General features: G+C 70.8%; 12 protein-coding genes and 1 pseudogene. 6 read left to right on the plus strand and 7 right to left on the minus strand.

The features are described from left to right. The first annotated feature begins 532 nt into the window (after positions 1-532). The 3 genes and pseudogenes from ACFZAX_RS01175 to ACFZAX_RS01185 all read left to right on the plus strand — a co-directional run. A complete protein-coding gene (locus ACFZAX_RS01175; RefSeq protein ID WP_390958392.1) occupies positions 533-844 on the plus strand; it encodes an SDR family NAD(P)-dependent oxidoreductase in 312 nt (103 codons plus the stop codon). Then, complete coding sequence (locus ACFZAX_RS01180; RefSeq protein ID WP_390957839.1) at positions 841-1,125, plus strand: SDR family oxidoreductase; 285 nt, start codon at positions 841-843, stop codon at positions 1,123-1,125. Before ACFZAX_RS01175 ends, ACFZAX_RS01180 begins: the two co-directional genes overlap by 4 nt. An 82-nt stretch (positions 1,126-1,207) precedes the next feature. Beyond that, a pseudogene (locus tag ACFZAX_RS01185) lies at positions 1,208-1,376 on the plus strand (transposase); the annotation flags it as partial. Positions 1,377-1,640: 264 nt separating this feature from the next. Here ACFZAX_RS01185 and ACFZAX_RS01190 read toward each other — a convergent pair. Next, on the minus strand, positions 1,641-2,429 hold the full coding sequence (locus ACFZAX_RS01190; protein WP_390957841.1) for a hypothetical protein: 789 nt from the start codon (positions 2,427-2,429) through the stop codon (positions 1,641-1,643). Between the two features lie 149 nt (positions 2,430-2,578). Continuing rightward, on the minus strand, positions 2,579-3,514 hold the full coding sequence (locus tag ACFZAX_RS01195; protein WP_390957843.1) for a MerR family transcriptional regulator: 936 nt from the start codon (positions 3,512-3,514) through the stop codon (positions 2,579-2,581). A gap of 554 nt (positions 3,515-4,068) precedes the next feature. Between ACFZAX_RS01195 and ACFZAX_RS01200 the strand changes: the two genes are divergently transcribed. Continuing rightward, positions 4,069-4,920 carry a metallophosphoesterase gene (locus ACFZAX_RS01200; RefSeq protein WP_390957845.1) on the plus strand — a complete coding sequence of 284 codons (852 nt, stop codon included), beginning with the start codon at positions 4,069-4,071 and terminating at the stop codon, positions 4,918-4,920. Then, positions 4,917-5,606 carry a 4'-phosphopantetheinyl transferase superfamily protein gene (locus tag ACFZAX_RS01205; protein ID WP_390957846.1) on the plus strand — a complete coding sequence of 230 codons (690 nt, stop codon included), beginning with the start codon at positions 4,917-4,919 and terminating at the stop codon, positions 5,604-5,606. Before ACFZAX_RS01200 ends, ACFZAX_RS01205 begins: the two co-directional genes overlap by 4 nt. 384 nt (positions 5,607-5,990) lie before the next feature. Here ACFZAX_RS01205 and htpG read toward each other — a convergent pair whose 3' ends face one another. The 4 genes from htpG to ACFZAX_RS01225 all read right to left on the minus strand — a co-directional run bounded on the left by htpG (position 5,991) and on the right by ACFZAX_RS01225 (position 10,930). Continuing rightward, the gene (htpG, locus tag ACFZAX_RS01210) at positions 5,991-7,820 is read right to left on the minus strand and encodes a molecular chaperone HtpG (protein WP_390957848.1); all 1,830 of its coding nucleotides are present in this window, start codon (positions 7,818-7,820) and stop codon (positions 5,991-5,993) included. A 406-nt stretch (positions 7,821-8,226) separates the two neighbouring features. After that, positions 8,227-8,667 (minus strand): cold shock domain-containing protein, encoded by a 441-nt coding sequence (locus ACFZAX_RS01215; protein WP_390957850.1) that lies wholly within the window; start codon positions 8,665-8,667, stop codon positions 8,227-8,229. 476 nt (positions 8,668-9,143) lie between these two features. Then, the gene (locus ACFZAX_RS01220; protein WP_390957852.1) at positions 9,144-10,397 is read right to left on the minus strand and encodes an MFS transporter; all 1,254 of its coding nucleotides are present in this window, start codon (positions 10,395-10,397) and stop codon (positions 9,144-9,146) included. Between the two features lie 80 nt (positions 10,398-10,477). Further along, positions 10,478-10,930: an NAD(P)H-dependent oxidoreductase gene (locus tag ACFZAX_RS01225; protein WP_390957854.1), complete on the minus strand. Its 453-nt coding sequence runs from the start codon at positions 10,928-10,930 to the stop codon at positions 10,478-10,480. Positions 10,931-11,115: 185 nt separating this feature from the next. Between ACFZAX_RS01225 and ACFZAX_RS01230 the strand changes: the two genes are divergently transcribed. Then, positions 11,116-11,676 carry a hypothetical protein gene (locus ACFZAX_RS01230; protein WP_390957856.1) on the plus strand — a complete coding sequence of 187 codons (561 nt, stop codon included), beginning with the start codon at positions 11,116-11,118 and terminating at the stop codon, positions 11,674-11,676. Between the two features lie 36 nt (positions 11,677-11,712). Here the strand turns inward: ACFZAX_RS01230 and ACFZAX_RS01235 are convergent, their stop codons facing one another. After that, positions 11,713-12,450 (minus strand): DUF4328 domain-containing protein, encoded by a 738-nt coding sequence (locus ACFZAX_RS01235; RefSeq protein WP_390957858.1) that lies wholly within the window; start codon positions 12,448-12,450, stop codon positions 11,713-11,715. Between the last annotated feature and the right edge of the window lie 3 nt (positions 12,451-12,453).

Raw genomic sequence — 12,453 nt, forward strand, 5'->3', positions numbered from 1 at the left:
CCAGCTACTCGGCTCCGAGCCGCTGGTGGCCGGCCAAGAACTCGGTCACTTCGAGGGGCGGTGGATCACCCGTGGGTGCCTGGCCGTCACGGCGCTCACCGTCCCCCACCGCGGACTGTGAGCGACAGTCGGGGATCTCAAGGGGCGGGGTCATTCTCCTTGGCGCCACCACAGCGTGCAGGTGTGCCGCTGATGGCGGAGGCGACCGAACTGGTGGGCGCCGTGGGTAGCATGCTGTACCCCGCAGCCATAGTCGCAGGGGAGTTGGGCTTTCGCGGTGTCACCGGGTGAGGGAGGGGAGGCCGTGGTCCGCCTCGCACCGGAGGCGGTCGTGGAGGTGGACGGCACCAGGCGGCAGGGTTTCGGTGACATGAGCGGGAGGAACGCATGGACAGCACACCACGTTCAGTGGTGGTCAGCGGCGGCGGTACGGGAATCGGCCGAGCCATCGCCGCCAGGTTCGCTCGGCAGGGCGACCGGGTGACGATCCTGGGGCCGGCGATCGGAAGTCCTGCGAGCGACGGCGCAGGAGATCGAAGGTGCCCATCCGGTCCATGCGGTCGCCGTCGACCTGTCCGCGCCTGAAGAGCTCGAACAGGCCATGGACCACCTTCCGGAGCGGGTGGACGTACTGGTGAACAGTGCGGGCCGGCGCGGCACGCCCGCGTCGGAGACCGGGCTGAAGGCGGTCGCCGACCGCTGGCGGCAGGACTTCGACAACAACGTGCTGCCGGTGGTACTGCTGACCGAGGTCCTGCTTCCTCGGCTGGCCCGGCCCGGCGGCCGGGTGGTTTCCATAGTTCCATCGCCGCCCTGCGTGGCAACGGGGCTTACGGCGCGGTGAAGGCGGCGTTGCTGGCCTGGAATCACACCTTGGCCCAGCAGTTGGGCCCGGATGGTGTCACAGCCAATGTCGTGGTGCCGGGATATGTGGCGGGGACCGAGTTCTTCGGCGGGGCTCCCAGCGGGGACGAACTTGCCCGGCGACGTGACCAGACCCTGATCGGCAGGGTCGGCGATCCGGATGACATCGCGGCGGCCGTCGCCTTCCTGGCCTCGCCGGAGGCCGGATATATCACCGGAGAGTTTCTGAACAGCAACGGCGGTGCACTGTGCGGGCGTTGAACTGGAGTTGTACGTAACGGAACGTGTCCAGGCGTCGGCACCCCTACGCGGAGTCCGAGCCGGACAGGGGAACTGCTCGAGGCGTCTGTTCCTGCCCGGGAGCTGGGATCCCGCCTCGCCGAAGGCCGATCCGGCCAAGGTGGCCCGTCGTGACAGGTGCGCCATATCTGCCCAGATCAGCCCATGTCGAGAAGTGGCAGCCGGCCCTCGACATGATCGACGAGACGCGATCCTGGGGAATCGACGTGCCCGACGGCGCTGGACGATCGAGGAGACGTGCCAGGCAGGCAAGGGCTTGATCGGCATCGCCCGGCCCCCGAGTTCCGTTCGCCCCGGCGCGCCCCTGGCCCCTCGCCACCAAGCGGGCCACACGGCCTTGCCGGAAGAGCAGCCGACCGACAACTTCCGCACCCGACAGCGGAGTCGGCGATGTTCAGGACGCAGCACGCCAGGTGCGCTCGTGCGGCTCCCGCCTTCGACGGTCCGATCGGACGCGGGCAGAGGAGCCGGCGGAGTCAGAGGGCGAGTGTTTCGGCGGCGAGCCGCGCGCGGCGCTCGTGGCCCCGCGCGAGTTCGGCGAGAAGCCGTTCGGCCGTCCTGGCGGGCGCACGGTCGATGTCGGCCATCGCGGCTTCCAGGGCGGGGTGGCCGGCGGCCTTGATCCGCCCGTACACGGCTTCGTGCAGGGGGGTTCTGCGGTGGAAGGGACGCAGGAGGGCGGTTTCGGCGCTTTCACGCCATACGTCGATGCCGGTGCGGGCGTCCTCGACCGCGACGACGTAGGCGTGGTGTGCGGCGTGCCAGGCCGGAGCGGTGCCGAGCGCCTCCCACCGTCGGTCGACCAGTAGCAGCAGGCGGTTGCGCTCTGCGCGGGTGACCTGTTCGTGCGCCAGGCGGTCCCGGACGTCGACGTACCGGGCGGTGGTGTCCATCAGGGCGACGAGCCGCGTCCCCTCGTCGTAGAACTCTGCGGCGGTGGCGTGGGGACGGCTCGTCTTCCAGCGGGCCAACGCCCTGTCGAACTCGGCTTCGGCGGTTTCGTCCCGACCGGTGAAGCCTTCGATGTCCAGCGGCCCGATGTCGAGCACCGAGGGACCCTTGGGCCGGCGGTTGGGCTCGATGCCCTGCGAGCGCAGGGCGGCGTAGACGGTCGGACGGGTGACGCGCGCGGCTTCGGCGAGTACGGAAATTCTGGTCTCACCCGCCTGCCACGCCGCGGCGATCAGCATGTCGCGACGGGCGGTCCGGAAGTTCGCGGCCCAGTCGCGCAGCGCTTCCGTTGCCGCCGCTCGTGTCCTGCTCACGCCGCGATCTCCAGTTCAGCTGATTGACTTGTAAAGTCATTTTACAGGCGCGGTCGACGGGGTCTTCCCCAAAACTCCCCACCCGAGGTGCCGGGTTCGCAGAACGGCCGTGCCGCGTCCGGGCCATGTGCCGCCTCGCGACCGCTCCGTCATTGCCGTGTCCGGGCGCGCAGAGCCTGGACGGACCAGGCGAGCACCGGAGCCAGGCTCTCCGGGGCCGGCCAGCCGTTGACCACTGCGAGCAGCCGGAGGTATCGCTCCCTGCGGGGGTCGTTCACGCTCTCCAGCCGAGTCGCCAGCCGGCGGCGAAGCCCGACGTCGTCGGGGCGGTCGAGGAGGTGCGCGTAGTGCGCCGTGAACGCCGCGACGATCGGATCGGCCTGGGGCGAGGCCGGGTCGATGCCGGCGGTCAGGGCCGGGCCGGCCTGGTCACGGACGGTTGCGGCGATGTCGGGGCGCGGGCCGGGCGCATCGTTTCGGTCCTGCTCGGCTGCCTGGTCCTCGGTCATCCGCCGCACCAGGGTGCGGAAATCCGGGTCCAGCGACATTGCGGCCAACTCCACCCACGCCTCGACCTGCTCCGTCTCCGGGTCGTCGGGCAGCTCGGGGGTCATCGAGCGCATGACCCCCGCGAATACGGAGGCGTCAAGACCGCCGTAGACGGCGTCGAGGAAGTCGACGATCAGACGGCGGCGTTCGTCCTCGGAAAGCTGGGCCAGCCGGTGCATGCGTTCCATCTCCTCAGGTGTGGACCCGCGCTCGGCCACCGCCGTCAGCACCGCGCGCCGCAGGCGCAGGACGCGGATCTGCACTGCCAGCGCCTCGGCGTGCGCCGCGGCCACCTCGGGAAGCGAGAGCTCACGGTCGACGACCTTGCGAATCGTCGGGAGGTCCAGTCCCAGCTCGCGCAGGGTCCGCACGAGGTCCAGTCGTGCGACGGCGTCGATGTCGTACAGGCGGTAGCCGGCCGGGCTGCGGTCCGTCGGCGCCACGATGCCGCGATCGGAGTAGAACCGGATGGTCTTGACCGTGAGACCGGTCCGTCGAGCGAGCTCGCCGATCGAGTAGAGCGTGTCGCCGTCCATGCCCCCACCTTTGTGCCTCCCCCTACGGGAGACTCAAGCCCCTTCGCCTGCCGACAGGCAACCACTCCTCGTCCACAGGCCCTGACAGCTTCGGGGCGAGGATCCCGAAGGCCTCCGACACGCCGGTCATCGTCGCCGCTCCTCCCCTGCCTTCGCAGGGCTTGTCCGGCGGTGGACGGGCACGGGCCGCATCCGATCGTCACCTGCGGAGCCGGGGCACCCCGGCTGCGGCGTCGACAGCGCCGGCGGCAGTGACGGCGAAAGCGCCGGCGCGGCGCCGACCTGCCCACGCCGGTCACGCTCGCCGCTGCGGTGCGGGACCAAGGTCGAAGAGGCGCGGCTCGGCACCCCGCAGGTACAGGAGGCCGTCGACACGGTGAAGAAGGGCATCGTGCTCTACGGCACCCTCAGCGCCGTCGTCCTCGCCACGGTCTCCACTCCCCGCGCGTCGGCCGCGGCGGTGATCGCCGTCAACACTTGAACGCCCTTGTCCGGGAGGGGCAAAGCGTGTTCTCTTGATTCCGGTCGAGTGCGGGCGGGGCGAGGGGACATCGATGGCCGAAGGTACCGGGCAGTTGCTTGCCATCAGCGACCTGCACATCGGTTACGCCGAGAACCGTGCCCTGGTCGACCGCATGGTGCCCGCGTCCGACGACGACTGGCTGATCGTGGCCGGGGACGTCGCCGAGACCGTGGCCGACATCAGCTGGTCCCTCAAGACGCTGGCGAGCCGCTTCCGCAAGGTCGTCTGGGCCCCCGGCAACCACGAACTGTGGACCCACCCGAAGGACACCGTCACCCTGCGCGGCGTCGCACGCTACGAGCATCTGGTCGACATCTGCCGTAACTTGGGCGTGGTCACCCCCGAGGACCCCTATCCCGTCTGGGACGGACCCGGCGGCCCTGCCGTCGTGGCACCGCTGTTCCTGCTGTATGACTACAGCTTCCTGCCATCGGGCAGCACCACCAAGGACGAGGGCCTGGCCTACGCGCACAAGACCGGTGTCGTCTGCAACGACGAGGTTCTGCTGCACCCCGACCCCTACCCGAGCCGCGAGGCCTGGTGCCGGGACCGGGTGGCCGCGACCGAACGACGGCTGCCCGAGCTTCCCGACGACGTGCCCACGGTCCTCGTCAACCACTACCCGCTGGACCGGCACCCCACGGACATCCTGTGGTACCCGGAGTTCGCCATGTGGTGCGGCACCGAGCTGACCGCCGACTGGCACCGCCGGTTCCGCGTGGCCGCCATGGTCTACGGCCATCTCCACATCCCGCGCACGACCTGGCACGAAGGCGTCCGCTTCGAGGAGGTGTCGGTGGGCTATCCCCGCGAGTGGCGCAAGCGCCCAGACCCGCCCGGCGTTCCACGGTGCATCCTCCCGGCGAAAGGACTCGGCCGATGATCGAGGACCTGCTCCCCGACTCGGTGGTCGTCGTGGAGAGTTACGGTGACGACGAGGCCGACCAAGGCCCTCTCCACCCCGAGGAACAGGCGGTGATCGCCCGGGCGGTGGTCAAGCGGCGCCGGGAGTTCACCGCCGTACGCACCTGTGCCCGCCGCGCCATGGAGAAGCTCGGGGTGCCGCCGCAGCCCATCCTGCCCGGTGAACGCGGTGCCCCCCATTGGCCGGACGGCGTGCTCGGCAGCATGACCCACTGCGACGGCTACCGCGCCGCCGCCTTGGCCCGCGCCACCGACCTGGCCTCTCTCGGCATCGACGCCGAACCCCACGGTCCGCTTCCGGAAGGCGTCCTGCTCAGCATCGCGCTTCCCGCCGAGCAGAGGCGCCTGGCCGCCCTCGCCGCCCGGCAGCCCGAAGTGCACTGGGACCGCTTGCTGTTCAGCGCGAAGGAGTCCGTCTACAAGGCCTGGTTCCCGCTGACGGGGAAGTGGCTCGACTTCGAGGAGGCCGACATCGAGATCCACGCGGACCGCACGGAGCCCGGAGTGGCGCCGCACGGCCGCTTCCGTGCCGAACTGCTCGTCGAAGGGCCCCTGGTGGGCAACCGGCGGGTCGAGTACTTCGAGGGACGGTGGATCGCCCGCCAGGGGCTGGTCGCCACCGCGGTGGCGATCCCCCCTTCCTGATCCGGCCCCGCATCGGGCTCCGCCGAGGTCGGGTACACCGATTCCCGGTCGGCGGAATGACGGCATGACAAAGGTATGCGGACGGATGAGACGGCCCGCAGGAGGCGGTCCACCGCGCTGGTGGGCCGAAGTCGTGCGCGGACTGTACCGGTCCGCGGTACTGACCGGGCCGACCCGGCTGATGCCGGCGGTATGCCTGGGCGTCGGTCTCGGTGCCTCCCACGTGGTCGGCGCCTGGTCCGGCGGCATGAGTGCGCCCATGATCGTCCGGGCTCCGGTCACCGTCGGGCAGACCCTGATGGTGGTCCTGCGAACGCGAAAGCCGCGAACGCGAATGCCGCGAGCACGGATGTGCCCGCGGCATTCGGCGTCATCGGCCGATGGTCACACGGTCCTGCTGAGGCGGTCGGCGAGCAGCTTGGCGAAGCGCGCCGGGTCGGCCAGGTCGCCTCCTTCCGCGAGCAGTGCGGTGCCGTAGAGCAGCTCGGCCGTCTCCGCCAGGTCCGGGTCGGCGGATCGCTGCTCGTACGCCGACTTCATCCCGCTGACCAGCGGGTGTTCGGGGTTCAGCTCAAGGATGCGCTTGACCGGCGGGACCTCCTGGCCCATCGCCCTGTACATCCTCTCCAGCGCGGGCGTGAGACCTCCCGCGTCACTGACCAGGCAGGCCGGCGAGCTGGTCAGCCGGGTCGTCAGACGTACGTCCTGGACCTCGTCGAGCGTCTCGTTGAGCCAGGTGAGCACGGCCGCGTACGCGCCCGCCTTCTCCTCGGACGGCTCCTCCTCGGAGGGCAGGTCGACCGCGCCGCGTGCGACGGACTGGAACTCCTTGCCCTCGTACTCCCGCACCGCCTCGACCCAGATCTCGTCGACCGGGTCGGTGAGCAACAGGACCTCGTACTCCTTGGCCTTGAACGCCTCCATGTGCGGGGAGTTCACGACCTGTGCGCGGCTTTCGCCGGTCATGAAGTAGATCTTGTCCTGGCCGTCCTTCATCCGGGCGACGTAGTCGGCGAGGCTGGTGGGCTCGTCGCCGACGGTGGAGGCGAAGGACGCGATGTCGAGGATCGCCTTCTGGTCGTCGGATGCGTCGAGCAGGCCCTCCTTGACGGCGGGGCCGAACTCGCGCCAGAACGTACGGTACTTGTCGGAGTCCTTCCTCATCAGGTCCTTGATCGTCGAAAGGACCTTCTTGGTGAGGCGGCGGCGGATCAGCTGGATGTGCCGGTCCTGCTGGAGGATCTCGCGGGAGATGTTCAGCGACAGGTCGGCGGCGTCGACGACCCCCTTGACGAAGCGGAGGTAGCCGGGCAGGAGGTCACGGCTGTCGTCCAGGATGAAGACGCGCTTGACGTACAGCTGGATGCCGTGGCGGGCATCGCGCTGGAAGAGGTCGTGCGGGGCGCGCGCCGGGATGAACAGCAGGGCCTCGTACTCGAAGGTGCCCTCGGCCCGCATCTGGATGATGTCGAGCGGCTCCGTCCAGTCGTGGCTGATGTGCTGGTAGAACTCCCGGTACTCCTCGTCCGTGACCTCGGACCGCGGCCGTGCCCAGAGGGCCTTCATGGAGTTGAGGGTGTCGTCTCCCATCCGGATGGGGAAGGAGATGAAGTCCGAGTACCGCTTGACGATCTCCCGGATCTTCCATTCGTCGGCGAAGTCGTGCAGCGCGTCCTCTTCGTCGGCGGGCCGCAGGTGCACGGTCACGGACGTGCCCTCCGGCACGTCGTCGGCGGCCTCGATGGTGTACGTGCCGTCGCCCTCCGACTCCCAGCGCACGCCCGCCGCCTCACCGGCCTTGCGCGTGTGGAGGGTGACCTTGTCGGCGACCATGAAGACGGAGTAGAAACCGACCCCGAACTGGCCGATGAGATCGGCCGATTCCTTGTTCTCACGCAGTTTGCGCAGGGCTTCGGCGGTGCCTGACTTCGCGATGGTGCCGATGAGCCCCACCACGTCGTCGCGCGACATGCCGATGCCGTTGTCCCGCACGGTCAGGGTGCGGGCCTCCTTGTCGGCCTCGATGGCGACGTGGGGGTCCTCGACCAGGAGGCTCGCGTCCGTGAGCGCGGCGAGGCGGCGCTTGTCCAGGGCGTCGGAGGCGTTCGAGATGAGCTCGCGGAGGAAGATCTCCTTGTTCGAGTAGATCGAGTGGACCATCAGCTGCAGGAGCTGTCGCGCTTCGGCCTGAAACTCCAGCGTCTCGGTGGTCATGGCTTCCTTTCGGGTCAAGAGGTTGATCTGTGCGACGCCCACACTGCCAGGCGTCCAGTGACCGAGAAGGTGCGCACGTGCGGGGCCTGTTCCTCCGTCGCCCGCCGCGCACCCGTGCGCGCAGCCGTCCGTCACCGCGTCCCTGTCGCTTCCGTGTCGCGTCACTCCGCCACGTACGTGCACCAGGTCCCCGGGGAGAAACGCGGTTCGCGGCCCTTCCCGTGCCGAGGTCCGCGAGGCAGCGGAGCCGCTACTCGTCCGGTATCCCCGAGCGAGAGCCGCTGTCGAGGAACATGTCGGGCGCGCCGATCTCGTTCATGGGCATCCGGAGCTTTCGAGGCGGACAGGGCCGGGCACTCAGGAGGCGTGCGCCCGGCCCTGGTTCTCAGGGCGGATCCGTCCGGGATCAGTCCTCGATCCAGCCGTGCCGATTGCCCAGCTCCGCGAACTGCGCGCGTACCGTGCGGATTTGATGTCCCGTCAGGTCAGGTACGGAGGTCAGGAGCAACTCGGTCACCTCACGCGTGAACTCCGCGGAGCTGAGCACGTCGCACATCGGCTCCTGATCCTCGGGCACGGACCCGCCGGGCGCCGTACGCCGCGGGGTGCGTATGGCGGTCGCCTGGTCCGGGGGGATCTCCGCGTCAGGGGCCAGCCGCACCTTGGACGCCTTGAGCCCCCGGTCGCCCTCCTCGATCACGAACTCGACCTTGAGACCGGAGCGCACCGCCCCCTCGGGGATGAGCAGATCGTTCACATGGAGGAAGACATCCTCCCCGCCGCCCTCCGGCGCGATGAAGCCGTAACCATGCATCCCGTCGAACCGGACCACTCGACCAGCAGCCATCCCGAACCCTCACTCCTCACGCACCGCTCAACACCTTCGCCCGATCGTAATCACACCTCTTCCTCACGTCACGTCCGCAGTTGGTCAAGTCGACTCTCATACCTTCTGCGCAGATCGCGATCGTGCGATGAGGCCTGCGCCGGTTACGCACCAGGCCGGCGAAGGCCGCGGCGACGACGCGACGCGTGCGCGTGCGCGTGCGCGTGCCAGGTTCCGCCCGGCAGACGGCAGTCTCCAGAAGGCCGGCATCTCCGCCGTTTCACGATCGTCGCCGATCCGAAGTGGGCGGGAGTCGGCCTCGACCCGTCGTGGTCGGCGACGGGTACCTCGACGTCGGCGCTCCGACCGCCGAGGGGCGGGGAAGGCCGCTTCCACGTCGGGAGGACGCGGCGGGGTGGTCCGGAACGGAGGTGCGGTTCCCTCGCGGGTCGGGTCGCCGCTCGCGTTTCCCTCGCGGGTCGGGCCGCCGCTCGTGTTCACGCGGCGGGCTCCGCTCCGGCCCCCCGGCGGGGCTGGAGCACTCCCGAGAGGAGGACGGTGGCCGCTCCGGCCAGCGGGACCACCAGCAGGCCGATCCGGAGGCTGGTGGCATCGGCGACCAGGCCGACGACCGGCGGCGAGATCAGGAAGCCCAGGCGCATCAGCCAGGAGACGATCGTCAGCCCGGACCCGGGCTTGAGACCGGGACGGCTGTCCGCCTCGTGCATGGCGGCGGGGACCAGGGTCGCCACCCCGAATCCCGCGGCGGCGAAGCCGAGGACGGTTCCGGGCAGCGTGGGCACGGCCAACGCGAGGCTCATGCCGAGCGCGGCGATCAGGCCGCCGGTGCGGGCCACCGTCCGCCGGCCGAAACGGTCGACGAGCCGGTCGCCGATGATGCGGCCGACGAACTGGGCGCCGACCAGGGCGATGTAGCCGGTTGCGGCGAGCGTCGCGGAGGCATGCAGGGCGTCGGCGAGGTAGAGGGCGGCCCAGGAGTTGCCCGCGTCCTCCACGAGGGTGCCGGCGGTCGCGATGAGGACGAGGGCGGCCAGTGCGTACGCGGTGCCGCGCCGGGAGGTGAACGAGGGGCGGACCGGCTCGGGCGGGAGATCGTGGTGTGCGGGTTCGCCGTCCGGGCGGTCGCCGTCCGGGCGGTCGTCGTCCGGGCCGGGCAGGCAGGAGCGCAGTGCGAAGAGGGCGGCACCGGCGAAGACGAGGCCCGACAGGGTCAGGTGCTGTCCACGCGTCAGGTCCAGTGCCATGGCTCCGGTGGCCAAGAGTCCACCCGCGACGGCGCCGATCGACCAGATCGCGTGGAAGGAGTTGATGATGGAGCGCCCGTAGCGGCGCTGTACGCGCAGGCCGTGCGCGTTCTGCGCGACGTCCGTGATCGCGTCCATCGCTCCGGCCAGGAACAGCGCCGCCGCGAACAGCGGTACGGCGCCGGCGAGACCGGCGGCGAGGACGCCCGCACCGGTCAGCAGCGTACCGGCGACCGCGACGCGGGCCGAGCCGAACCTGCGGACGAGCGCTCCGGCCGCCGGTCCGGCCACCAGGGCCCCGGTCGGGAACGCCGCCACGGCCAGGCCGTAGACGGCGTTGGTCATGCCGAGTTCGGCCTTGATCTGCGGATACCTCGGCAGAAGGTTGGCGAACAGGGCCCCGTTGGTCAGGAACAGCACGGCGACGGCCGCGCGGGCCCGCCGGTCTGCGGCGGGGAGGCGGACCGGTATGTCGTCGACAGTCATGGGGTGACCCTAACCCCGAAGCGTACGAACGTACACCTTACTGATGGACCGGGCTCCGCGTCGCGAGCGGGGGCCGGACGTCAGGGCATCAGCCCCGCGGCGACGGTGGCCGCCAGTTCCCAGCAGGCTTCCTCGTCGGCCTTGGCCGGCTCCCCGGTGACCGTCACGGCGTCCGCCGCTCGCCGCCACCCCAGGCCCGTGGCGATCGACTCGATCGCGCGCACGGCGCCGGTGACGTCGTTCCCCCCGTGCACCCAGTAGCCGAAGGGGCGGCCGCGCGTGGCGTCCAGACACGGGTAGTAGATCTGGTCGAAGAAGTGTTTCAGGGCGCCGGACATGTAGCCGAGGTTCGCCGGGGTGCCGAGCAGGATGCCGTCGGCGGCGAGGACGTCGGACGCGGTCGCGGAGAGGGCTGCGCGCCGTACGACGCGGACGCCCTCGATCCCGTCGGCCGACGCCCCGGAGACGACGGCCTCGAAGAGTGCCTGGCAGTTCGGCGAAGGTGTGTGATGGACGATCAGCAGGGTGGCCACAGCCAGGAACCCTGCCTTCCGCGCCCCTCCCGCGGCAAGCGGGGCGCGCCGCCGCCAGGTACGTGTACGCCGAGCCGGGCCCAGCCCCACCTCGCCCGGTCGAGCCACACCCCGCCCCGCCCCGCCCCGGCAACACGACCCCGGCGGGCCGCCGGATCGGGCGCCCCGAAACCTACGCTGGCCGCATGGCCCACGACAGCACCGAGGGACGCCGACCGCGCCCGGCCGACACCTCCGAGGGCGAGGCGGGCACGGGTGCGGGGCACCCCGCCGACCGGCTCACCTGGCTCAAGGAACGGCTGTACGCGACGATCACCATGATCTCCGTGGTGATCGGCCTGTCGGCCGCCGAGCACCCCTCCCCGACCGGGGCGGCGGCCAGCGTGGCGGCCGCCGCCATCGGCCTCTGGCTGGCGACGCTCGTCGCCGACGAGCAGGCCCACCGCACGGTGCACGGCCGGATCGCCACGCGCGCGGAGCTGCGCCGGATGCTGTGGGTCAGCAGCCCGCTGCTGCTCTCCGCGGTCGGCCCGCTGATCCTGATCGGCGCCGCCGCTCTCGACGTGATGTATCTGGAGACCGCGTTGTTCGCGGCGGCAGGGGTCAGCGTGGCCGGTCTGTTCGGCTGGGGCTGGTACGGCGGAGTCCGGCTCGGCAACGGCACCGCGGTCGCCCTGCTGGCCGGTGCGCTCGACGCCGCGATCGGGCTGGCCGTGGCCGTGGTCAAGGCCGCCGCCGGCCACTGACGGCGGCCTCGGCCGCCCTGAGTACGGGGCCCGCGGTCAGAGCGCCTGGAAGCCCGACGGGAGCGGGGCGTTGGAGCCGGACTCCGGGGCAGGCCGGCGGTGGAGGGCCGTCAGGCGTACGGCGAAGTACACCGCGGCCGCGGCCGCGACGATGTCCAGGCCGTCGGAGACCGCCGTCCGCAGGACGGCGCTCCTGATCTCCGCGAGCGGTGCGTCGATGTCGTAGCCGCTCGCGAACCGACCGGCGAAGCCCGAGAGGACGAAGAGGCTCCACCACAGCCGTACCGGCCAGGGAGACGGGTAGCGGGCGGGTTCGGAACCCAGGGTCCGGGTGGCGGCGTTCCACATCTGGAGAGCGATGCGGAAGGGCATCCACAGCGCCCCGATCGGTATGAACCACGAGCCGATCGCCCAGCCGGGGCCTCGTTCGAACGCGTCCTGCGCCAGGGCTCCGACGTACCGGCGCATCCGGAAGAACCAGACGATGAAGACGACCGCGCAGGCGACGTACGCGACCGTCTGGAACAGACCGGCGACTCCGTAGAGGCTGTCCGCCGCGTCGAAATCCCCGGCGGAGGTGACAGCGGAGTTCTTGCCGTCCCCGGTCAGGTTCGCCACCCTCAGGTCGGCGAACACGGCGAAGAGGTCGGTGAGCGCCACCAGGCCCAGCAACGCGACGACGGCCTTCAGCAGGCCCTCCGGGGCGCGCGGCGGCTGGGGCGGCAGGGCGCCCGGCCAGGCCGGCTGTTGAGCTGGTGCGACGAATTCGGACACGGC

It is taken from the genome of Streptomyces sp. NPDC008125 (genome assembly GCF_042957125.1).
Classification (GTDB): domain Bacteria; phylum Actinomycetota; class Actinomycetes; order Streptomycetales; family Streptomycetaceae; genus Streptomyces.

Coding starts and splice junctions, on each gene's coding strand:
- ACFZAX_RS01195 (WP_390957843.1), bottom strand. CDS start 3,514: ATGGACGGCGACACGCTCTACTCGATCGGCGAGCTCGCTCGACGGACC.
- ACFZAX_RS01200 (WP_390957845.1), top strand. CDS start 4,069: ATGGCCGAAGGTACCGGGCAGTTGCTTGCCATCAGCGACCTGCACATC.
- ACFZAX_RS01205 (WP_390957846.1), top strand. CDS start 4,917: ATGATCGAGGACCTGCTCCCCGACTCGGTGGTCGTCGTGGAGAGTTAC.
- htpG (WP_390957848.1), bottom strand. CDS start 7,820: ATGACCACCGAGACGCTGGAGTTTCAGGCCGAAGCGCGACAGCTCCTG.
- ACFZAX_RS01215 (WP_390957850.1), bottom strand. CDS start 8,667: ATGGCTGCTGGTCGAGTGGTCCGGTTCGACGGGATGCATGGTTACGGC.
- ACFZAX_RS01220 (WP_390957852.1), bottom strand. CDS start 10,397: ATGACTGTCGACGACATACCGGTCCGCCTCCCCGCCGCAGACCGGCGG.
- ACFZAX_RS01230 (WP_390957856.1), top strand. CDS start 11,116: ATGGCCCACGACAGCACCGAGGGACGCCGACCGCGCCCGGCCGACACC.